Origin of the sequence: Allofrancisella heilbronnii (assembly GCF_000710735.2) — a bacterium.
Classification (GTDB): Bacteria; Pseudomonadota; Gammaproteobacteria; order Francisellales; family Francisellaceae; genus Francisella; species Francisella frigidaquae.
Genome location: NZ_CP144673.1, coordinates 994,953 through 1,016,371, shown reverse-complemented (window position 1 = coordinate 1,016,371; position 21,419 = coordinate 994,953). Strand labels below are relative to the sequence as shown.

Sequence of the window (21,419 nt, the reverse complement as noted above, 5' to 3'; positions counted from 1 at the left end):
TGCTATACGTTATTATGGATACCTCCACTAAAAGTTACGTTAAAATATTGCTGGCTGTTACATTTTGGGCTAGCTTATATCATATAGCACCATTACCTTTAAAGTATGTAGATATATATATGGTGGGATTTATTCGTTATGTATTTGCCTCATTATTATTTTTACTTGTTCATTATTATTATACTAAAACACTGTTACCAAAATTAAATATAAAACAGTGGCTTTATATAATTGCTATAGGCTTCTTTGGTGTATTTTTATACAACATCGCATTCTTATGGGCTGAAAAATTAATATCAGGAAATATCATAGCTATTATATACGCATTTTCTCCTTGTTTCATAACAGTTTTATGTAGTTACATTTTTAAAATGAAGGTAAATTTGCAAGCTAAGCTAGGCATTTTAGTAGCACTCTTGGGAACTGTAGGTGTTGTATCATTTTCAGGTTATGGAACAGATGCAGAATGTGCGATTGGTCTATCAATTAATTTAGGTGAAGTACTAAGTATTTTAGCAGTTTTATGCTTTAGTGCTTATGCTATCTTAGGTAAAAGTTGTGTTAGACAAGGTATAAATATGATAACCATAAATACCTACGGTGCTATTGTTGGTATGGTTATGTTTGCTATTGTTAGTTTATTTAAGTCTGATTTTAGTAGGCTTGCAGATACGGATTTTCCTTTTTGGACAAGTATGATATATATATCAATTTTTGCTACAGTAATATCTTACGTGTGGTATTTACAATCGTTAGAAGAAATAGGTGTTTATAAGACAGCAGTATTTCAAAATGTTATGCCGTTTTTAGTTATAATTATAGGATTTATATTTTATGGTGAAACACTATCACCATTATCTTTACTCTTTGGTGCGGTAATATTTTTAGGTGTGTATATGACAAATGTTGCGATAAATAAAAAAGGTGGTTGTTAACTCCTATATATTTACACTATAATTTAGTTTATACCAAGAGGAGTATTTTGATGTTCTGTAGAGTAACTTTGTAAAGTTGCTACTAAAACTTAAATCTAGTAAGGTTTATTATCTCAATAAAAATATAGTTTAAAATTTTGATATGTTAAAATTGTCACAAATCATTTAGAGTTTAAAGTATTTATTTCAATTACTCATTATGGAAAAACAAATAAAAGCAGTTTCATTGATATCAGGTGGTCTTGACTCTATGTTAGCTACAAAGTTAATACAAGAGCAGGGTATCCACGTTGAAGGGATTAATTTTTTCACAGGGTTTTGTGTTGAAGGACATACTCACGCTATCCGTAAGCGTGATAAAGAAAAACAAAAAAGAAATAACGCTTTATGGGTCGCTGAACAGTTGGGAATAAAGCTACATATTATTGATGTGATAGAAGAATATAAAGATGTCCTTTTAAACCCCAAATATGGCTATGGTGCTAATATGAATCCATGTCTAGATTGTAAGATATTTATGGTAAGAAAAGCCAAACAGTGGGCTATTGAAAATGGTTTTGATTTTATAATAACTGGAGAAGTTATTGGTCAAAGACCAATGTCACAAAGAAAAAATACTATGCCAATAGTGCAAAAACAATCTGGTATCGATGATCTTCTACTGCGGCCACTTAGTGCTAAAAATCTTCCAGAAACTAAACCTGAAAGAGAAGGTTGGGTTGATAGATCTAAATTGCTTGGTATTACAGGAAGAGGTAGAAAAGATCAAATACGTTTAGCAAAAGAATATGCTATAGATGATTATGCCTCTCCCGCAGGAGGATGTTGTTTTCTTACAGATAAACAATACTCTGATAAGCTCGTGGATTTATGGCAAGCTAGAGATACACGAGAATATGAGTTTGATGATATTATGCTTCTAAAAGTAGGTAGGCATATTCGTTTTAAGCCAGGATTTAAGCTTATAGTTGGCCGAGAAGAGGGTGAAAATAACTATTTAAATGGTTATAAAAATCAGTTTATAAGTGTTTATTGTTCATCCCACACAGGTCCTTTGACCCTTATAGATGGTAAATTTGATAAAATTGATGAGAAGGTTACAGCAGAGATTTTAGGAAGGTTTACGCAAGGTAAAACTGAAGATTCTGTAACGATGGTGTTTAACTACCTAGATGGTACTAGTAAAGAGATTAAAGTTAAGCCTATGCAAGCTGAAAATATTAAAAAAGAATGGTATATATAAGAATGAAAGAATTAAATCTAGAAAGACTACTTTGTCCAATGCCAGTGATTAAAACTCAGAATATGCTTAAAACTATGAATCCAGGAGAGCTATTAAAAGTTACTTGTAGTGATCCTGGCACAATGCATGATATACCAGCTTGGTGTAAGGTTAATGATTATAAGCTTATAGCAGCTAAAGAAGTAAGTGCTAAATTTGAATTTATAATAGAGGTGAAATAAATGGATCAATCTGTTTTGGACATATTAGTTTGTCCGGTTTGTAAGTCTAACTTGCACTATGATAAACAAAAGCAAATCTTAGTGTGTAAAGCAGATAAGCTAGCATACCCTATACGTGATAACATACCGGTTATGCTTGTTGAAGAAGCTACTAAGCTAAACATTGAAGAGATAAAAAAATATGGCTAAAATTCATATTATTATTCCAGCTAGGTTAAACTCTACACGTCTACCAAATAAAATGCTTGCTGATATAGCAGGTAAACCAATGATTCAAAGAGTATTTGAGCAAGTCTCTAAATCTAAATTTGAAAGCATAGTTATAGCTACAGATTCGCATAAAATAAAAGATATAGCACAAAACTTTGGTGCACATGTGATTTTGACTAAGCCTGAACATGCATCTGGCACAGACCGGATAGCTGAAGCAGTCTTACAACTTGCTTATAACGATGAGGATATAGTTATTAATGTACAAGGTGATGAACCATTAATACCTATTGAAAATATAGAGCAAGTAGCAGAGTTGTTAGTAAATAAGACAGAAGCTGTGGTGTCAACTTTGTGTGAAAAAATAACTTCTTCAGAAGATATATATAATGCAAATAATGTAAAAGTGGTGTTTGACAAAGATAACTATGCTCTCTATTTTAGTAGAGCATCTATCCCTTTTGAAAGAGGTTTTTCAGAAAATAAACAAGTTCAACAAGCTGAGTATTTTAGGCATATTGGAATGTATGCTTATAGGGTAGAGTTTTTAAAAAAATACTCAAGTTTAAGTAAAGCACCTATTGAAAGCTATGAGTCTTTAGAGCAACTACGAGTTTTATATAATGGTTATAAAATAGCAGTTGCCAAAGCTATAAAAAGTACCCCAGCAGGAGTTGATACATTAGAAGATCTGGAAAAAATTAGGGAGTATTTTAATGTTTAAATTAGATGAACGTTTAGAAAAAGACACTTTTGAAGTTTATCAAATATTAGATTGTAAAATATTGGTGATGGATAATGTCACATTACCGTGGTTTATCATTGTGCCATTTACAGATAAAACAGAATGGTATGAGTTAGATGATTCTGTTCAGTACAATATAAACACTCTTATAAATAAGCTATCAGTATTTTTAAAAGATGAATATAAGGTTGATAAGTTAAATGTAGCTACTTTAGGGAATGTTGTAAAACAAATGCATATTCATGTGATAGGAAGATTCACTACAGATCCGGCTTGGCCTAACCCAGTATGGGGCAATATTCAAGCACAACCTTACTCCAAAGAGCAAAAGGTTAGTTTAAAAGAGAGGTTAAAAAAATATTTTTCCTAAAATGCTAGATGTTAAGTAGTAAAATTTATAAAAGTTGTAAATTTTAAGTAAATAATGTATCCTGTTGGGTGTAATTTGCAATAGTAAATAATAAAAATAAGGAACTTAATTATGAAAGCTTCAGCAAGACATTTGCTAGTACAGTCAGAATCTGACTGTGAACAAATAAAAAAAGATATTAATGAAGGTAAAATAACTTTTGAAGAAGCTGCAAAAAAACATTCTCTGTGTCCATCTGGAGCTAGAGGTGGTGATCTAGGTACTTTTTCCCAAGGTCAAATGGTTCCTGAATTTGATAAAGTAGTCTTTAATGACGAGTTAAACACTGTTCATGGACCAGTGAAAACGCAATTTGGCTACCATCTACTAGAAATTACATCACGTGGATAATTTTAAATTTTCATAATTTTCAAATTATTATTTCTCAAAATATTTAATTTACGGTTACAAAATGAATTCAGAAACAAAAAAAGATTTTAGCTCTTTAGGCTTAGATCAAAATATTGTAGATACTGTTATGAATCTAGGGTATGAGAACCCAACGCCAATTCAACAGTATGCTATTCCATATATATTATCGGGTAGAGATGTGCTAGGTCAAGCACAAACGGGTACGGGTAAAACAGCAGCTTTTGCATTACCATTGATAAACAATTTAGATTTGAATGATAAAAGTAGATCTCCACAAATCTTAGTATTAGCGCCAACTCGCGAATTAGCTATACAAGTAGCAGAACAGTTTGAAGCTTTTGCAAAAAGTGTTCCGAGCTTGTCTGTTGCTTGTATTTATGGTGGACAAGAATATGGCTCACAAATAAGAGCACTTAAAAATGGTGTCCAAGTAGTAGTCGGTACTACTGGTAGAGTTATGGATCACATCGAGAAAGGAACACTAAAGCTAGATAATCTAAGAGCGTTAGTATTAGATGAAGCAGATGAAATGCTTAGAATGGGTTTTATTGACGATGTTAGATGGGTTTTAAGCCATGTATCTGATGAGTGCCAACGACTACTTTTTTCAGCAACTATACCAAATGATATTGCTGACATTATAAAAGAATATCTAAGAAACCCATGCAAAATACAGGTTAAAGCAACAACTAAAACAGCTAACACTATTACACAAAAATTTATAGTAGTTAAAGGTTTTAAAAAGATAGATGCTTTAGATAGACTCCTAGAAATAGAAGAAACTGATGGCGTGTTAATTTTTGTTAAAACTAAGACAAGCACAATAGAAGTTGCTGATAATTTAAAAGCTCTTGGCTATAAAGTAGCTGCTATAAATGGTGATATGCAACAGTCTCAAAGAGAATATATTGTTGATCAATTTAGAAATTCTAGATCTGATGTTTTAGTAGCAACTGATGTTGTAGCTAGAGGTATAGATCTTGAGCGTATTAGTCATGTGATTAACTATGATATGCCTAATGATGAAGACACTTATGTCCACAGAATTGGCCGTACTGGTAGAGCAGGGCGTGAAGGAGTTTCTATCTCTTTAATAACGCTAAAAGAAATGCGATTCTTACGTTCGCTTGAGCGATTCACTAATTCAAAACTACAAGAAATGTTTATGCCAGGCGCTAAAGAGCTTGCTGATAGTAGAATCAATAATTTTAAAAATAGAATAATATCTGCTTTGGAGAAAAACAAATCTCTAGATAAATATAAAGAAATAATAATTGAAATACGTGATCAGTTAGAACTGGATTCAGAAGACTTATTAGCAGTACTTACACTTTTAGCACAAGATAAGAAAGGCTTTTTCCCAAGGGAAATCCAGGCTAAAGAAGAAAAGAGAGCTCCTGCTAAAAGAGATGACAGACCATCCAGATCTAGTGATAGATTTAATGATAGAGACAGAAATAGTAACTCTAGGTTTGATAAAAAGCGACCAAAGCGAGTAGATATAGATTTAACTACCTATAGAATAGATGTGGGTCGTGAAAATGATGTACAACCAAGAAATATAGTTGGTGCTATAGCAAATGAGGGTGGCATAGATAGTAAACATATTTGTAATATATCTATAGAAAAAGACTATACTCTAGTTGATTTACCAGCTAATTTGAGTGCAAAAGTTATAAATCATCTTAAAAAAGTTTGGGTAGCAGGTAAAAAATTAAATCTTACTGAGCATAGGTAGATTAGAACCTCTTCATTAAACTGTATTTAGGCTCTTAGGGAGTAGTGAATATCTCTGAGGAGCCAAAATTAGAGCCTACTTTCTGGCGTTTTTGCATAATATTTTCTCTTTTCTTTACTTTTTTTTATAGTATTAAGTTTTTGAATTTTTTTAATAAAAAATTCAAGGTTATCAGTGGGATTTCTAAATTCGATAACAATTTCGGGAATATTATTTTGCACCATTCTAATAGGCAAATAGGTTTCATTTCTTGCACCTGTAAGTCCTGTGATATCATAAGCTTCAATTAACTTGCTTATACTTTTAGATTTTTCTATATATTGTTGAAAATCAGGTTTATATTTTTCATCATTTTTTTTAAAAGCTAAATTATTGTGTTTGTTTATATTAGTTATGATTTGGTCTAGACTACTATATAAATTTTTACCTATGTCTAAGTTATTAAATGTAGAAATGTCATTGGCTACAGTGCTTATTCTTAGCTCAATAGCAGATTTTAAAGTATTGTTTATTTCATATATTATTTCTTCTTCTTTATTATGAGACTTTATAGTTAGTTCTTTTATTCTTCCTATATTGGATAACATTCTATTCATTATGCAAGCTATATATTTATCAAAAGGAAAAAACAGTTTGGAGCATTTATTAATATGAGAGGAAGATTTATCTATATTATATGTTTTACAAATTATTTCCATCAAAAACTTTGATATGTTATCCCTGTGTAAGCTAATCGTTTCATATATATCTGTACATAATTTTGCCCTATAGTTGGCAGGAATATATAAGCATATGCATGCGATTATGCCTTCTAGGCCTGTTTTAATCCAGAATTTATCAAAAGAATTACTTTTAATACTCGTTAATCTATGATGTGATTTCTCATATATTTCCTGTAAGTTTGGATCTCTTTCAATATGATGGAGATAATTGTATAAAAGTTTTTCTATGTAACTAGTTATTTCTATTATTTTCAGTGTTAGTAGTGCAGAACAAATTTCAGTATTAATATTTACCCCTTTTAAATATTTATCTAATGTGGACTTTAAACTAGTGTATATGACATATAATTTTTGTAATATTAGCTTATCATCTATATAGAACCAGTTTTTTGTACTTGGAGTTTTGTCGCGTGTATTTTTTTTATAAACACTCCTGAAAAAAGAAAAATTATTATCTTCTTCCAGAAGGTTATTAATTAAATAATCAAAAGTAATACCTATATTAAGGTGTGAACCGCGAATTTTATTGTTTATTTGTCCTTGATACTTGTGCTCGATCTGATAATTAGTGTTTATTAAATTTAGTAGTCCTGTTTTATTATGTTCACTTCCTATCTTTTCAATATTAATATTATACTTTTCATTAATTTTTTTAGAAAATATATTTAGGTTTCCAGAAGCTTTGGCTATATCTAATATTTCTTTAGTGTAAAATTCGAGAAATGTAAATGCTGCTATGATTTTTTGTGTAAAATCATATTTATTAGAAGTATAAAGACATAAAATAGGTGAAACTAGTTCTAATTCTTTCTGTGCATCTGTTTCAATTTTCCACTCATTTATAAAACTAGTTGAATCTTTCATGATTTCATTGTGTCCAGTGGCACAGAGATCCCGGGCTTCTTTATTCATTGAAAGAAACTGCTGTTTATTAAAACCTGCAAATTCATATTCAAAACCAAATGTTATAAGATTTTCATTTTTAAATAATGTATTAATTTCTGATTTTAAGCTTTTATTATAATATAAAAGCGTCTGCAAATTAAAAAGGTTATTTTTAAAAGTTTTATGGTTTGAGTATAATTGCAGAGAGTTTGTGTTGAAATTATTAACTCTTATAGTATTTAGTATTTCATCAGAATATTGAATAAACTTATTTAATAAAATATTTCCCTTATGTCTAGGAGTTATTGATTTAGTTTTTAGATTATGGATTATCGGTTCAATATAATCGTTTTTTGGTGTATGTACTATAGATTTATCTCTTATGATAAATTCTCTAGGAGTTCTATTAACTGATTTTGTTTCTATTCTATTGATAGTACTATAATTATTAATAGTATCTTTAACATCAAAGTTGTGTGCATGGTTCCTTTTATGTTTGTTTTTTGGTAATTCTAATATTGGTTTTGTTTTTATTATTAAGCTGTTATCTAAGATGCCTTTATTAATTATGGGATTCAATTTAGTTTGCTTCCGTGAACTAATAAAAGAATTTGTAAGGTAATCTTTTTTGATAAAGTTGCGTTTAATATTAATATTTTTTTTCTTGCTATGACAAGAACAAGAATCATTCCCACAAATGATGCATTTCATATATTATTAGTATTCCTTCTTCATGGATCATATAAATAAGTTTTATATAACAATATTATCATATTTAAATAAAATAAAAAGGTTTTAAATAACTTTATAATTAAATAAATTTTAATTGATATGAATTTTAAACAAACAAAAATTTTGATAATACACTGCAAATTCAAAAGCAAAACGAGCTCCTCAACAAATTAGAAAAGTTTTAAAACTTAAAATCTAACACACTACTTAATTTATAATTTTAAAAAATACACCACAACTAATTGTCAAATGAATAAAAAAATCTCAACTCAACCAGTTTAATAATGGGTAAATAAAAATAAAAATAAAAATAAAAATATTTATTAATAATAAATAATATAAAATATATATTTTATATCACTTAAATCAATATGAGGAAAAACATGTACCATTTAAAATTACCAAAAGACTTTATAAATCTTTTACATATATTAAATATAGACATTTATGCAATCCCATGGGATAAAAAATTTACTAAAAATATTTATCGACATCCATCATTCCAAATACCTTTTGACTACGTCCAATATGAGGTTTTTAACTTTGATAAGGCAAAAACAGTGGTACCTGAACAAAAGGCTAAACAAATTAGTCAAACCCTATTAAATGGCTCTAAATCATTGTCAGATTTATTAAGAGTTAACGAAGATAATTCATTATCTAAAGTAGCTTTATTTGATAAAGAAAATACCTTAGTACCTGATTCTATACTTCCGGCTCCTGAAGGCGCATTATTATTTGTGTGTAAGACAACTCACATGATCTTATCTGGGTTAGTGTATATGGGATTGGATAATATAAAAGATTTCATTCATCAAGGTTTAATGTGTCAAAAAAAACTTAAAAAAGTTCATATTTATCTTCTGTATTCTTCTCATTCATTGTATAAAAAATATAGGGAAGCGTATGAAAAATATATGGAAACTCGACCACCCATAAGTCAACTAGAAAACAATGAAAAAGAGGAAAGAAAAATAGGAGGCTTTGCTAGTGGGTATGCAGGATTATTATTAGCTGTTTTACTTGAAAATTTTCATGCTAAGTTAGAAGCTACTAAAGAAGCTTTAAGAGGTTACGGGGGTATGTTTGGTGATCAAGAAAAATATATAGGTTTAAAAGTGAATGCACAGGATATGTATGATATAAGTTTTGAATGCGGTGATGGACTAAAGATTTTTTATAATTTTTATACCAAATTTCTCCAAAAGCAAAGTATTAGACATCTATACAAAAGTACACTAATTAGGTTAAACGCAAATATTAAGGCTAAAGAAGAACAAATTGATAAATATAAGAAGCATTATGAAAAGGTCAAAATAAAGAATACTCCAGAAATAGGTAAATTAGAAATTGAACTAAAACAGTATATTTCTGATATCAATAAATTAAATAATGATAACCTTGAATCAATATTTTCTGACAACAGATTATTTAACATGATCTCGAAAACCATCCATAGCGTGATAATATTTCAAAGACTCTTTTTTCTATCTGAGTTAAGTGTTAATAATCTTAAAGAAGTTTATCCTAATGGAAATAAAGATATACATAAAGAAATACGCAAAGCCAAGGCTGTAGAAATAAATAATTATAAAGGAAAGCCAATTCCTCCGAAAATTGAACTACCGAAAAATAATCTTAAAAGCGAGATTATTAAGCATATTGAGTATAATCAAGGTTATAAAGATCAAAAGTTAATTGATCAATTTATACAAGAATTAAATAAATTTTTCATTAAAAACGATGGGCCACAAAAAAGAAAAAGTAGAAAATTACAGCGTAATAACATTAAAGATAATGGTGAGATAAAACGCGATGGTAACTGTTTTTATAATGCTGTAGTTAAACAAGTTCATCGTTTAGGAAGAGTTAATGATATTGTTGGCTTTCCTGACTCTGGTGAGGATTTAAGGGCTATATTAGCTTCATATATTCAAAATGACATGGTGGTACAGCAGTATCTAAGGCCTTTTGTTCCTGCTAGTAATTTTAATAAAGTTTACTATGATATAGCAAATTCAGGCTTATGGAATAATGAAGCTGGCGATTTAGTTATGTTTTTATTAGTAAATTTATACCCCAATATTAGACTTAATATACACAGGAGAATGGTAGAACTAGGACAAACATCTATTGAGCAAATAACAGCTATAGCTCCGTCAAATAATTTAATCGATATTGATGTTGGTTATGATAATACAGTAGCTGGCCAAGAACACTATTTTTTAATAGCTGATAGACAAATGGCCAATAATAGAATACAAATTTCTTTAGGTATGAATAAAAACCAAGAACAACCCTACATTGAAGTAAATAATAATACTATTAGCATACCACTACAAATACAAAAGGCTACTAAACAGTTAGAAAAGTCAAAAATAACAGATAAAATTTTAGGTAAAAGACAAAATAAACCTCAGCCAGTAGATATTCTTATGGAAGAAACATTAAATGGTGATAATGAAAACCCAACAGGGAATTTAGAAATACATACTAGAGAGAAAAAACATAAGTGTGAAGTCTGTGGTCAACATTTCAACAACGCATCAAACTTGAAAAAACATATGCGCATACATACAGGAGAGAAACCATTTCAATGTGAAGTCTGTGGTCAACGTTGCTCCCAATCATCAAGCTTGAAAAAACATATGCGCAAACATACAGGAGAGAGACCATTTCAGTGTGAAGTCTGTGATCACAGTTCCACATCATCATCAAACTTGCAAGCACATATGCGCAAACATACAGGAGAGAAACCATTTGAGTGTGAAGTCTGTGGTAAATGTTTCACCGACTCATCAACCTTGAGAAAACATAAGCGCATACATACAAGGTAGTGGGTATATAAGTGTAAAGTTGAAGGTTGTAGCGTAAGCTTTTCTCAATTGTCGAATTTGGAAACACATGAGAAAACACAACACATAAGTGATAAACAATAAGGGGTAATATTATTCTAGTAAATAAAGTCACTTTAACGGATACAGTTTATTTGGAAGCAGTGTTCTATTTACAGTTTTAAAATTGTATAATCTTGTGAATTAATATTTATTTTAGTTAATTACTATGCGTAATTATATCTTTATAGTTTCAGCTCCATCTGGTGCTGGCAAAAGTTCACTTTTAAAAGCTTTTTTGGGAACTCAAATGGGTAAAAGTAGCTTTGCAGTAGCAGTATCACATACTACGCGATCTCCTCGAGTTGGTGAGACTAATGGAAGATATCCTTTATATAGAGTACCAATTTTCTAAAATACTTTTTTATATTATAATATTTTCCTAAGTTTTTTTAACATATTTATTTTTTAAATATTATTACAAATTTAATATATATTTTTTATTTAAGTTGTGATTAAATAAACATATATTTTAATATAAAACAGATAATTTTATTTAAGATCTTGAATGGGTAATAAAGTTTATGATTATATATTACTTGGACTTGGCCCAAGTAATTTAGGGCTAGCAGCTTTACTCTATAAGACTAGTATAGATTTTTTAGTTATAGATAAAAAAGAAAGATTTTGTTGGCATGGTGAATCCCTTTTATACCATGCAAAATCGCAAACAAGTTTTCTAAAAGATCTAGTAACACCTATTGATCCAACACACCCATTATCTTTTTTATCATACCTTCATAATCATGGACTTTTATATGTTTTTATGTGGTTTAAAAATAAGGAGTAATACTAATGAATGTTGTTCAAAATAAACTTTTAACTGCTTTATCTGGGCTAGAAAATAACAATGTTTTTAAGTGTGAATATTTTGATTTTTTTAAATCAAATATTAATAGAGAAATATATGAGTTACATAGAGCAAATTTCTTTTTCAGAACTGAAGCTACAGTAAAAGGTATAGCATATGTTGTGTCTCAAGCTGCTTTATATGATGATATGGACACCCTTATATTTTTTACATATATTTTAAATGAGGAGTGTGGTGAAGGTGATAAAAATAAATGTCATGAAGTATTAATGGAAACTTCTCATAATGAATATGGTAAATATGAGTTTGGATTACCGTCATTATTTGTTAATGACGCAAAGAATGATCGACTAATAGTTGAGGAAACTCATAATTATAGACGTGAAATTATGAATATATTATCTGATAGCTATCATAGCATGTTAGGTTGTGTTTATGCACTTGAGACCCATGCTAATTTTATGTTAACTAATTTTAGAGACGCATTTAGAGCAAATAGAAAGAAAATGGATATTAATCAATACAAAAAAAACGTAGAAATATATTTTAATTGTCATATAGATAACGGTGTAGAGGAGAGGCATGCTAGTGATGCAAAGAGATGTGTGATAAATAATTGTAATTCGGATAATGATTTAGAAAAAATATTATATGGAGCACAAAGAATGTTAACTTTGCAAGTTGATATGTGGGATGGTTTATATCAAAAAGCAAAAACTTTAGTGTAGGATTGGATATGAAAATAAATCAAGAATATAAAAACGATTTTTATACTAAATTATTAAATATAAATGAGTCAGTAACACATGGGACTCATAAAAAAATTAATGAATTAAATAAAAATTTATCAAAAGAAGATAGGGTAATAGATTTAAGTATAGGAACTTTAGATGTACCTTGTGATAAAGAAATAGATAATGGAGTTATAGAGTATATAAAAAACCAGTCTAGTCTTATCCATCAATTTGCTCCAGTTAAAGGTTTTGATTTCCTGTTAAAATCTATCTCAGATAGAACAAATAGATTACATAATATTAACTATGACCCTAATACCGAAATAATGGTTACACCAGGTGGTATAAAAGGAAGTATTAGTGTAATTTTTAAGACTTTATTGAATGAGAGCGATGAAGTCATAATACCACTACCTAACTGGCCTCATTATTCTGATATGGTTGAAATAAGTGGGGCTAAGAAGATTTTTATTGAACAAGATAATGAGAGTCTTAGAAAAGGTATAACAGTAGATATATTATTAGAAAAGATTACAGATAGTACAAAAATAATAATACTGGGTGATTGTATAAATCCAACAGGAAAAGTTTATACAACTGATGAATTAACTAATATTGCAAACTTGATATGTAATATTAATAGTGAAAGAATAAATAATGGGTTAAATAACATTTATATATTATTTGATTGTCCTTATGAAGCACATATACTTAACAATAGATCAAAACATATTGCACTTAAAAATGATGGAACAAAACATGATTTTATTATAAATGTCACAGGACCAGGTAAAACATATGGGATGCATGGAGATAGAATAGGTTATATCCTGGCTAATTCAACATTTATTAAGATGGCAAGTATTTCGCAGGTTAATATGAATTCTTTTGCTAGTACTTATGGTCAAATATCAACTTTTTTTGCAATGCAAGAAAAGTTTGATGATATTTTACGAGATAGAGCAACAAAAGCAAGAAGTAATCTATCTATAGTCGTTGATGAATTACAAGCAATGAATTTAATAGTTGATATGCCTCAAGGTGGTTATTTTATTTTTGTTAGCTTTAAAAAATATGCTTCAAAATATAAAAGTATTGGGTACATGAGAGCTAGTGAATTTTTATTAGATAAAGCGAGAGTGGCATCTATTTCTGGGGAACATTTTGCTACTGGATACTCTAACTCGAGTATATATGGTGATTATGTAAGAATTAATTGTGGTAGAAATATTGATGTTTTAAAAGAAGCCCTTACTAGAATCAAAGAAGCTCTTCAAAATTTGGAATAATCAAATGAATAAATTTGCTATTGTTGGTGCTGGTTTTTCAGGAACTTGTGCATTATGGCATTTGGTTAAAAATATTGCTAATAATAATTGCAAAGACTATGAAATACATATTATAGAAAAATCTAATGTTTGTGGTCCTGGATTTCCATATTACAAATATAATAATATTCAAAGTTATTTATGTAATAATCCTGCTGATCAGATGTTTATAGATAACAATGATTTTGTTTCTTGGGTAGATGAAAATAAAGATTTTATATTAAATCAATACTCAGAGTTGGTTGATGGTTGTTACTCTGTCACCCAAAATAAAAGTTATATATTTGACCATAAAGCTTTTTATCCTAGAGAGTTTTTTGGCATTTACCTTACACATAGATTTAAGGAAGCTATTTATATAGCAAAAAATAATCGGGTGAATATTAAAACCTATAATCTTTGTGAAGTTTTAGATATGGATCTAAATACTTACAATAAAGTCAATATTTTATATATAGATAAAAAGAATAATTCTAAACATTTATTATACGATATCGATAGAGTGTTATTAGCTACAGGACATTGGAATAAAAATATATCAGAAAGAATAGACAATATTATTAATATGCCTTACCCACCTGAAATAGTTGCTAATAAAATAATAAATTTACAGAGAAAAAATAGAAGTAAAGATATTGATGTATACATTGAGGGTATGGGTCCTTCCGGAGTAGATTCTATTTTAAATATCTGTCAATATGGTAAATTTATTTATGATAATGGTGCTCCTATAGATTATGTCGCAAATTGGAATACATACGAAGCTAACAAGGTTAATATTGTTGCTATTTCAAGATCTGGAATTTTTCCAGGAGTTAGAACTGAAAAAGTTCTATATGAACCATATTTTCTTTCAGAAAAAGAATTATTTAAATCTTTTGTTGATGGCTATATACCCCTAAAATCTATAATCAATCTTATTGATTTAGAATTAAAGCATCAATCTGAGGGTCAGCTAACATTAAATGATTTTGTTAATGCTTCAAATATTACAGCAGAAGATAAACTAATGTTTGATTTAAAAGAAAGTAAAAATAGTAAATTACTATACACAATCATTCTTCATGTTAGAAGATTTAAATTTTATAGATACTTGAGCTCTAGAGATAAAAAAGAGTATGATCAGCTTTGGGATAGACATTTTATTAGGGTTGCTGTTCCAATTCCTAAAATTAATGCTATAAAATTAAAAATATTGTTTAGTAAAGGGATATTAAAAGCATTAAAGTTGAATGACTTGCCCGATGAATATTTTTATAGTCAAAATATTATAATAAAAGCATCAGGTATGGGTAGTGATGTATTACATCATAGTTCTGATTTAATAAAAAACTTATTGAGAAAAAAGATTATTACACCAGCTTTAGATAATCATTACAATATGGGGGGAATAAACGTAGATAGAGATAATAGTTTTAAGGTTTATCAATACATAAATGATAAAGAGGAATTATCTAGTAGAATATACTCTTTTGGTCCAATAATTGCACATTGGAAAAATACTGATAATTACGCAGGAGCTTTTGTGGAAGCAGCGAAAAGAATTTCACAAGAATGGATACAGAATAAAGAGTAGCTTATGAAATTTAAAGAATATAATTTAGATAATACTTTGAGAATATGTAGTTATATCGTCGACAATGAAAATTTAGATTTTCATAGACATCAATATTTGTCAGACATTACTTACTGTGTTTATGGAAGGCTATTATTAGAGTTACCAAGATTAAAGGAGTCTATGGTTATTAGCCCAGGTCAGATAATTCAAGTCCCCAAAAACGAGTGGCATAGAGTTACTAGCTATAATGGGGAAGAAGCCAAATATATTCTTATCCAAGAAGGACAATTTAATATTGAATTTAATGAGTCATTGGCATTGAAAGAGAATATGAATATGAATCATAATGTCCAACCCTCATCTAAATATGGTGATATAAATGCAAACATAAAGCATTTAAAGGATACTTTTCATAAGTATTTATTTTTCAATTGTGATGATAAAAAAGATATAGCAGAAGCCATTAATGTTTTATGTAATATTTTAAAATTAAATGTTTGAATCGATTTATTAAATATAGGCATTATTAGATGTATGAAGATAAAAAAAGTTTAGTTTTAGATTTTAAGCAAGAAATAGTATATAAAACTATAAAATCTTCTTTTTATATCAAGAAAAACAAAGTTTTATACAAAGATAATCTTAGATGGTTCCATCTGTGGGGCCCTGTGGGTAGAGGAAAATCTATGATCATAGGGAAAATTTTTAGAGAAATAGATATAGATAGTAAAACTAGATTTCATTATCAGCACTTAATGAAAGAAATTCATAAGAATATTTTTTTTCTTAATAAAAATGGATATAGAGGCAATTCTGCCAAGGAAGTTATTTCTAAAATTGTAAAAACAAATAAGGTTATCTATATCGATGAATTTTTTGTTGAAGACATTGCAGATATTATGATTATTAACTTATTTCTTAGCTTTGTTTATAAATATAAAAGATTACTTTTTTTAACATCTAATTTTGATCCTTTGAATATATATTCTAAAAATATAAAGTCAGATAATAGAAATTTAATTAGTGAAAATTTGTTACAAAATAGTAAGGTAATTGGACTAGATAACAGTGTTGATTATAGAAAGGAAGATATTTCAAATAAAACATTTTTATTTGAGTCCAATATCGATCGTGGATACGATTTTTTATTTAAAAAATATGTAAATATAAATAATATAAACGAACCAGTAAGAGGTTCTATAATTATAAATGGAAGGCTAATAGATGTTGAAGGTAAAAGTGATATCACGCTATGGATTACTTTTTGTAACTTATGTGAGACAAATAGAAGTTATTTGGATTATATTGAGATAGTCAGTAAATTTAAAGTAGTATTATTGCAGGATATCCCAAAATTTGATTTAAGAGGTGTAAATAACCATAGAGAGAAAGATAGTCTAAGAAGGTTTATTAGTTTTATAGATGAAGCTTATGAAAGGTCTATTATTTTATACGCTAATTTTCAATCATCTATAGATGATCTTGTTTATACCAATGATAGTAAAATAAAAAACGTTTTTATAAGGACTCAAAGTAGGTTATATGAAATGATGAAGAATATAGGAGCTTAATATGATAAGTCATATAACATTTAGTATGATAATAATGATTTTTTTAGCTGTATTCCTGGCATATATTGTATTTGGAATGACAGGTTTTGGAACATCATTAATTGCTAGTCCAATATTAATATATTTTTTACCATTAAGTGTGATCATTCCTATATTAGCACTGTTAGATCTTACTGCATCATATAAGCTAATGAAAGGAAATATACAAAAAGCAGATAGAAAAATTCTTGTTAGATTATTGCCCATGATTCTTATAGGTTCTATTTTGGGAGGAATAGCTTTATTAACTATAAATGTTTCTATTTTGATGTTACTATTGGCTATATTTATAGTTTTATATTCTTTATATTCACTTTTTAAAATAAACGTAAAATATAAATCTAGTAACAAAAGTATAACATATATGTTCGGTTTATTAGGAGGAGCATTAGGAACTTTATTTGGTTCAGGAGGTTTTATATATGCTATTTTTCTATCTAATAATTTGAGTGATAAAACGCAGATAAGAACAAACCAGTCTTGTCTAATAGCATTTAGTACCCTTACTAGAGCTACGCTTTTTTTATTATCGGGAGTATATTTTAATTTATTTATATTAATCATCGCATTATTACTAGTGCCAATTATGTTAATAGGAGTGCTTATAGGTAATAAATTACATTTATTAATACCTATTAAATTATTTAAAATATTAATTAATATTTTGGTTTTGATTTCAGGAATTACATTATTAATCCATTGTTTATATATACTTTGTTAATGTATCTATATTTATGGTTTTAGAAAGCTCAAATCATTAGCTAAAAAAATATACACCTTTTCATATCAGAACTAACAAAATTAAAGGTGGGAAGTTGCCATAAGGAGAATTATAAAATGAGAATAACTCTTAATGAAGTACCAACATTTGAAAAAATTATTAGTTTATATGAAGATTCTGGGATAATACGTCCTGTAGATGATTTTGACAGAATAAAAAAGATGTACAAAAATTCCAATTTAGTCGTTTGTGCATATGAGGGTGATGAGCTTGTTGGTATAGCTAGATCGTTAACAGATTTTTCATATTGTTGCTATTTATCAGACTTGGCTGTTTCTAAAAAATATCAAGGCAAAGGAATAGGAAAGAAGATAATAGATTATATTAAAAATGTTATCACTCCAAAATGTACTCTTTTATTACTATCATCGCCATCCGCTATGGGTTTTTATGAAAAAATTAATCTAGACAAATCTGACAATTGTTTTATGAAAAGAAGAGAGTTTTAAAAAATCGAAATTGGCATAATAGGGTAATGCTTTCATAAATAAAGCCACTTTAAAGGATACAGTTTATTTGGAAGCAGTGTTCTATTTACAGTTTTAAAATTGTATAATCTTGTGAATTAATATTTATCTTAGTTAATTACTATGCGTAATTATATCTTTATAGTTTCAGCTCCATCTGGGGCTGGCAAAAGTTCACTTTTAAAAGCTTTTTTGGGAACTCAAATGGGTAAAAGTAGCTTTGCAGTAGCAGTATCACATACTACGCGATCTCCTCGAGTTGGTGAGACTAATGGTAAAGAGTATTATTTTGTAGATACATTGGAGTTTGAAAATATAATAAAAAAAGATGGCTTCTTAGAATATGCTAAAGTATTTAAAAACTATTATGGAACATCAAAAACTGAACTAGACAGATTATTAAAAGAAGGTAAAAATATAATCTTAGAAATTGACTGGCAGGGAGCACAACAGACAAGAATAATCTATAAAGATAAAGTCAAAAGTTTGTTTATATTACCACCTTCTCTAGATGAGCTTAGAAATAGGTTAGAAGCTAGAAATACAGATACTAAAGAAACTATAGATTACCGTATGAAACAAGCTGAAAGCGAAATTGCTCATGCTAATGAATATGATTACCAGCTTGTGAATGATGATTTTGATAAGGCTTTAGTAGACTTATGTAAATATTTTAAAGAGAATACTAAAAGTTAAATATGAACAAAACTCAACAGCAAATCTTTAATTTCTTAAGTGACAAAGAATATGTAAGTGGGGAAGGGATAGGAAATAAGCTTGGAATTACAAGAGCAGCTGTATCTAAGAATATAAAAAAACTAAAAGACAAATATAAAATGAATATTTTTTCTAATCCCAAAATAGGCTATTTATTAGAAGAAAAATTAGATTTAATTGATGTAAATAAAATAGAAAAAGTTTTTGATAAAGTTATATATTTTTATTCGATAGATTCAACATCTAAATATGCTATAGAAAACCAAGGTAATTTTAGCAAAAATACTATCTTTATAGCAGAACATCAGAGTAAGGGTTTTGGTAGGTTTAATAGAAGTTGGAGTTCTCCTTTTGGTAAGAATATATATTGCACTTTGCTTGAATTTGTTGAATTAGACGTGTCAAGATTAACAGGTTTATCTTTAGTTATATCGATAAGCATTGCTAAAACGTTAGCCAGATTCGGGCTAGAACCTAAATTAAAGTGGCCTAATGATATTTTTATTAACAATAAAAAAGTTAGCGGAACTATTATAAATATTTTTGCTGAAATTAATGATAAAGCAAAACTATTTATTGGTTTTGGCTTAAATGTAAACATGCAGAAAAATGAAGATATAGCAAACCAATGGACTTCTTTAAAGTTAGAATCAAAGAAACATATTGATAGAACATGGCTGCTAATTGAGCTAATTAAAGATATCCAGCAAGAGCTAAATATCTTTATTAAACAAGGATTTGCTTATTTTAAACCAGACTATGAGAAGATAAACTACTTAAAAGATAAAACCTTTTCACTAAAAATAGGAGATAAGGTTTTTTCAAATTGTAGCTACAAAGATTTATCTGATATTGGTGAAATAATTGTTGAATCTAACAATAATACTTATACTTTTTCTTCAGGAGAGATTAGTATTTTAGACAACTCAATAAAATCTAGATAATTACTGTCTTTGTCTATTCTTGCTAAACATTTCTCATTAGATAGTTGTTCTATTGTTTGTATTTGTTCATTAATATGGAGTGTTTTTTGACTATTACAATTAGCTACCCAACCTTTTAAATTAATATTATGACGCTTTAACTCATTGATTGTCAGCAATGTATGGTTTATACAACCAACTCTTATACTAGAAACTAATAAAACAGGTATTTGTAAAGATTTTATTAAATCTAGTTGTGTAAGCTTATTACAATAAGGTGTAAGCAATCCTCCGGCACCTTCTATAAGTAAAATATCATAATTATGACTATATTTATTTGTAATAAATTGGTTAAGTTCTGTTAGATTAATATTTTTGTTTAAATTCATGGCAGCTATATGTGGTGCTATAGCCTGATCAAATGAAATTAAGTTTATTTGCTCAGCAGTGAATTTATAATTATAAGCATTTAAAATGCTTTCAACATCTTCTGCTAAATCAGAAGTTTCACTTTTTCCTGAAGCTACAGGCTTTAAACACAGCGAGTTTATACCTTGTAATTCATAAGCTTTTATTAGGTTTGTTGAAATATATGTTTTACCTACTTCTGTGTCTGTCCCTATTATAAAAAATTTTTTCATAAATTACTCCTTGTAGCATATAAATAAACCAATATGGTAAGTTAATTTACAGTCATTAGATTGCTTGTAGAGGTTTTTTATGGTACTAAAACTTACCTTATTTAACGAACCTGTATATGTATTTACTCCTGTATTTTTAAGGTGTGTAGTTAATTGTTTAAAATTCTCAAATCTAAGAGTTAGATAGAATGATTTGTTATATAAACATTCTAGTTTATTATCCTTAATTATTTTAATAGTAGTATCTTTTGAAAGCATTTTATTTACTCTTAAAATATTTGAAATTTCATGGAAATTTCTAGAAAGTAAAGTAGTGAAAGTTAGCAAAGATTTATTATTTAGCTTTCTTTTTAGATTGGATATTAAATTGTTTAGGTTATTACTCCATTGAAAAGACATATTAGAAAAAATAAGATCGTAGTTTTTAGTCAATAAATGTAAATCTTGATCAAAATTTAGTTCAAAAAGATTTATATTTTTATCCTTATATACTTGTGAATTAGATAAATTTGGCAGGGCTAAATCAACAATATCAAGTGTATTTGGTTGAAACATATTATTTAGTTCTAAGAGTTCTGAAGTACTTCTCATCCCAAGGCATAAAATGTTATTCACTGGAGTATTAACAAATTCTAAACTTATATTTAGAAGCTGTTTTCTTACTAGATTTTGTACAGTTGCATTATTCGAATATTCATTGGCATAAAAGAAATTTTGCTTAATCTTATTGTATTTATCCATTG

At 28.3% G+C, this 21,419-nt stretch carries 22 protein-coding genes and 1 pseudogene; 20 read left to right on the top strand and 3 right to left on the bottom strand.

Annotation, left to right across the window (positions count from 1 at the left end):
* Nucleotides 1–14 precede the first annotated feature (14 nt).
* From FRA_RS04705 to FRA_RS04670, 8 genes are all read left to right on the top strand, one after another.
* Nucleotides 15–935, top strand: coding sequence for a DMT family transporter (locus FRA_RS04705; RefSeq protein WP_035719398.1), 921 nt, complete (start codon nt 15–17; stop codon nt 933–935).
* 199 nt (nt 936–1,134) lie between these two features.
* Complete coding sequence (locus tag FRA_RS04700; RefSeq protein ID WP_051686756.1) at nt 1,135–2,178, top strand: tRNA (5-methylaminomethyl-2-thiouridylate)-methyltransferase; 1,044 nt, start codon at nt 1,135–1,137, stop codon at nt 2,176–2,178.
* A gap of 2 nt (nt 2,179–2,180) precedes the next feature.
* Nucleotides 2,181–2,399, top strand: coding sequence for a sulfurtransferase TusA family protein (locus FRA_RS04695; protein WP_035719559.1), 219 nt, complete (start codon nt 2,181–2,183; stop codon nt 2,397–2,399).
* The gene (locus FRA_RS04690; protein ID WP_035719393.1) at nt 2,400–2,588 is read left to right on the top strand and encodes a Trm112 family protein; all 189 of its coding nucleotides are present in this window, start codon (nt 2,400–2,402) and stop codon (nt 2,586–2,588) included.
* On the top strand, nt 2,581–3,333 hold the full coding sequence (kdsB, locus tag FRA_RS04685; protein ID WP_035719390.1) for a 3-deoxy-manno-octulosonate cytidylyltransferase: 753 nt from the start codon (nt 2,581–2,583) through the stop codon (nt 3,331–3,333). The genes FRA_RS04690 and kdsB overlap by 8 nt, the downstream gene beginning before the upstream one ends.
* Nucleotides 3,326–3,724: an HIT domain-containing protein gene (locus FRA_RS04680; protein WP_035719389.1), complete on the top strand. Its 399-nt coding sequence runs from the start codon at nt 3,326–3,328 to the stop codon at nt 3,722–3,724. Before kdsB ends, FRA_RS04680 begins: the two co-directional genes overlap by 8 nt.
* 111 nt (nt 3,725–3,835) lie before the next feature.
* On the top strand, nt 3,836–4,114 hold the full coding sequence (locus FRA_RS04675; RefSeq protein ID WP_035719388.1) for a peptidylprolyl isomerase: 279 nt from the start codon (nt 3,836–3,838) through the stop codon (nt 4,112–4,114).
* 61 nt (nt 4,115–4,175) lie between these two features.
* The gene (locus tag FRA_RS04670) at nt 4,176–5,873 is read left to right on the top strand and encodes a DEAD/DEAH box helicase (protein WP_035719385.1); all 1,698 of its coding nucleotides are present in this window, start codon (nt 4,176–4,178) and stop codon (nt 5,871–5,873) included.
* Nucleotides 5,874–5,941: 68 nt separating this feature from the next.
* On the opposite strand, the gene FRA_RS04665 is transcribed toward FRA_RS04670, so the two are convergent.
* Nucleotides 5,942–8,191, bottom strand: a complete 2,250-nt coding sequence (locus tag FRA_RS04665; RefSeq protein ID WP_035719382.1) for a hypothetical protein — start codon at nt 8,189–8,191, stop codon at nt 5,942–5,944.
* 404 nt (nt 8,192–8,595) lie between these two features.
* On the opposite strand from FRA_RS04665, the gene FRA_RS04660 reads away from it, so the two are divergent.
* From FRA_RS04660 to FRA_RS04605, 12 genes and pseudogenes are all read left to right on the top strand, one after another.
* Nucleotides 8,596–11,049: a C2H2-type zinc finger protein gene (locus FRA_RS04660; RefSeq protein ID WP_464110819.1), complete on the top strand. Its 2,454-nt coding sequence runs from the start codon at nt 8,596–8,598 to the stop codon at nt 11,047–11,049.
* A gap of 226 nt (nt 11,050–11,275) precedes the next feature.
* Nucleotides 11,276–11,431, top strand: a pseudogene (locus FRA_RS04655) (guanylate kinase); the annotation flags it as partial.
* Between the two features lie 183 nt (nt 11,432–11,614).
* Nucleotides 11,615–11,896 carry a SidA/IucD/PvdA family monooxygenase gene (locus tag FRA_RS04650; protein WP_035721743.1) on the top strand — a complete coding sequence of 94 codons (282 nt, stop codon included), beginning with the start codon at nt 11,615–11,617 and terminating at the stop codon, nt 11,894–11,896.
* A gap of 5 nt (nt 11,897–11,901) precedes the next feature.
* On the top strand, nt 11,902–12,645 hold the full coding sequence (locus FRA_RS04645) for an iron-containing redox enzyme family protein (RefSeq protein ID WP_051686808.1): 744 nt from the start codon (nt 11,902–11,904) through the stop codon (nt 12,643–12,645).
* Nucleotides 12,646–12,653: 8 nt separating this feature from the next.
* Nucleotides 12,654–13,940 carry a pyridoxal phosphate-dependent aminotransferase gene (locus FRA_RS04640; protein ID WP_051686807.1) on the top strand — a complete coding sequence of 429 codons (1,287 nt, stop codon included), beginning with the start codon at nt 12,654–12,656 and terminating at the stop codon, nt 13,938–13,940.
* 4 nt (nt 13,941–13,944) lie between these two features.
* On the top strand, nt 13,945–15,555 hold the full coding sequence (locus FRA_RS04635; protein ID WP_035721737.1) for an FAD/NAD(P)-binding protein: 1,611 nt from the start codon (nt 13,945–13,947) through the stop codon (nt 15,553–15,555).
* A gap of 3 nt (nt 15,556–15,558) precedes the next feature.
* On the top strand, nt 15,559–16,038 hold the full coding sequence (locus tag FRA_RS04630; protein ID WP_035721734.1) for a cupin domain-containing protein: 480 nt from the start codon (nt 15,559–15,561) through the stop codon (nt 16,036–16,038).
* A gap of 29 nt (nt 16,039–16,067) precedes the next feature.
* On the top strand, nt 16,068–17,108 hold the full coding sequence (zapE, locus tag FRA_RS04625) for a cell division protein ZapE (RefSeq protein ID WP_035721731.1): 1,041 nt from the start codon (nt 16,068–16,070) through the stop codon (nt 17,106–17,108).
* A 1-nt stretch (nt 17,109) separates the two neighbouring features.
* On the top strand, nt 17,110–17,868 hold the full coding sequence (locus FRA_RS04620) for a sulfite exporter TauE/SafE family protein (RefSeq protein ID WP_035721728.1): 759 nt from the start codon (nt 17,110–17,112) through the stop codon (nt 17,866–17,868).
* A gap of 116 nt (nt 17,869–17,984) precedes the next feature.
* Nucleotides 17,985–18,377 (top strand): GNAT family N-acetyltransferase, encoded by a 393-nt coding sequence (locus FRA_RS04615; RefSeq protein ID WP_035721725.1) that lies wholly within the window; start codon nt 17,985–17,987, stop codon nt 18,375–18,377.
* A 141-nt stretch (nt 18,378–18,518) separates the two neighbouring features.
* On the top strand, nt 18,519–19,091 hold the full coding sequence (gene gmk, locus FRA_RS04610; protein ID WP_035719357.1) for a guanylate kinase: 573 nt from the start codon (nt 18,519–18,521) through the stop codon (nt 19,089–19,091).
* A 2-nt stretch (nt 19,092–19,093) separates the two neighbouring features.
* Nucleotides 19,094–20,056 (top strand): biotin--[acetyl-CoA-carboxylase] ligase, encoded by a 963-nt coding sequence (locus FRA_RS04605; RefSeq protein ID WP_035719356.1) that lies wholly within the window; start codon nt 19,094–19,096, stop codon nt 20,054–20,056.
* Here the strand turns inward: FRA_RS04605 and bioD are convergent.
* On the bottom strand, nt 19,999–20,676 hold the full coding sequence (bioD, locus tag FRA_RS04600; protein ID WP_035719355.1) for a dethiobiotin synthase: 678 nt from the start codon (nt 20,674–20,676) through the stop codon (nt 19,999–20,001). The two genes, FRA_RS04605 and bioD, sit on opposite strands and share 58 nt — an antisense overlap.
* A gap of 3 nt (nt 20,677–20,679) precedes the next feature.
* The gene (locus FRA_RS04595; RefSeq protein WP_035719354.1) at nt 20,680–21,417 is read right to left on the bottom strand and encodes a methyltransferase domain-containing protein; all 738 of its coding nucleotides are present in this window, start codon (nt 21,415–21,417) and stop codon (nt 20,680–20,682) included.
* Between the last annotated feature and the right edge of the window lie 2 nt (nt 21,418–21,419).

What these genes read in the sequence shown, in the direction of transcription:
- FRA_RS04695 (WP_035719559.1), top strand. Translation starts at nt 2,181, where the DNA reads ATGAAAGAATTAAATCTAGAAAGACTACTTTGTCCAATGCCAGTGATT.
- FRA_RS04650 (WP_035721743.1), top strand. Translation starts at nt 11,615, where the DNA reads ATGGGTAATAAAGTTTATGATTATATATTACTTGGACTTGGCCCAAGT.
- FRA_RS04595 (WP_035719354.1), bottom strand. Translation starts at nt 21,417, where the DNA reads ATGGATAAATACAATAAGATTAAGCAAAATTTCTTTTATGCCAATGAA.
- FRA_RS04665 (WP_035719382.1), bottom strand. Translation starts at nt 8,191, where the DNA reads ATGAAATGCATCATTTGTGGGAATGATTCTTGTTCTTGTCATAGCAAG.
- FRA_RS04645 (WP_051686808.1), top strand. Translation starts at nt 11,902, where the DNA reads ATGAATGTTGTTCAAAATAAACTTTTAACTGCTTTATCTGGGCTAGAA.
- gmk (WP_035719357.1), top strand. Translation starts at nt 18,519, where the DNA reads ATGCGTAATTATATCTTTATAGTTTCAGCTCCATCTGGGGCTGGCAAA.
- bioD (WP_035719355.1), bottom strand. Translation starts at nt 20,676, where the DNA reads ATGAAAAAATTTTTTATAATAGGGACAGACACAGAAGTAGGTAAAACA.
- FRA_RS04700 (WP_051686756.1), top strand. Translation starts at nt 1,135, where the DNA reads ATGGAAAAACAAATAAAAGCAGTTTCATTGATATCAGGTGGTCTTGAC.
- FRA_RS04680 (WP_035719389.1), top strand. Translation starts at nt 3,326, where the DNA reads ATGTTTAAATTAGATGAACGTTTAGAAAAAGACACTTTTGAAGTTTAT.
- FRA_RS04670 (WP_035719385.1), top strand. Translation starts at nt 4,176, where the DNA reads ATGAATTCAGAAACAAAAAAAGATTTTAGCTCTTTAGGCTTAGATCAA.
- FRA_RS04615 (WP_035721725.1), top strand. Translation starts at nt 17,985, where the DNA reads ATGAGAATAACTCTTAATGAAGTACCAACATTTGAAAAAATTATTAGT.
- FRA_RS04690 (WP_035719393.1), top strand. Translation starts at nt 2,400, where the DNA reads ATGGATCAATCTGTTTTGGACATATTAGTTTGTCCGGTTTGTAAGTCT.
- FRA_RS04620 (WP_035721728.1), top strand. Translation starts at nt 17,110, where the DNA reads ATGATAAGTCATATAACATTTAGTATGATAATAATGATTTTTTTAGCT.
- FRA_RS04675 (WP_035719388.1), top strand. Translation starts at nt 3,836, where the DNA reads ATGAAAGCTTCAGCAAGACATTTGCTAGTACAGTCAGAATCTGACTGT.
- FRA_RS04635 (WP_035721737.1), top strand. Translation starts at nt 13,945, where the DNA reads ATGAATAAATTTGCTATTGTTGGTGCTGGTTTTTCAGGAACTTGTGCA.
- kdsB (WP_035719390.1), top strand. Translation starts at nt 2,581, where the DNA reads ATGGCTAAAATTCATATTATTATTCCAGCTAGGTTAAACTCTACACGT.
- FRA_RS04605 (WP_035719356.1), top strand. Translation starts at nt 19,094, where the DNA reads ATGAACAAAACTCAACAGCAAATCTTTAATTTCTTAAGTGACAAAGAA.
- FRA_RS04705 (WP_035719398.1), top strand. Translation starts at nt 15, where the DNA reads ATGGATACCTCCACTAAAAGTTACGTTAAAATATTGCTGGCTGTTACA.
- zapE (WP_035721731.1), top strand. Translation starts at nt 16,068, where the DNA reads ATGTATGAAGATAAAAAAAGTTTAGTTTTAGATTTTAAGCAAGAAATA.
- FRA_RS04660 (WP_464110819.1), top strand. Translation starts at nt 8,596, where the DNA reads ATGTACCATTTAAAATTACCAAAAGACTTTATAAATCTTTTACATATA.
- FRA_RS04630 (WP_035721734.1), top strand. Translation starts at nt 15,559, where the DNA reads ATGAAATTTAAAGAATATAATTTAGATAATACTTTGAGAATATGTAGT.
- FRA_RS04640 (WP_051686807.1), top strand. Translation starts at nt 12,654, where the DNA reads ATGAAAATAAATCAAGAATATAAAAACGATTTTTATACTAAATTATTA.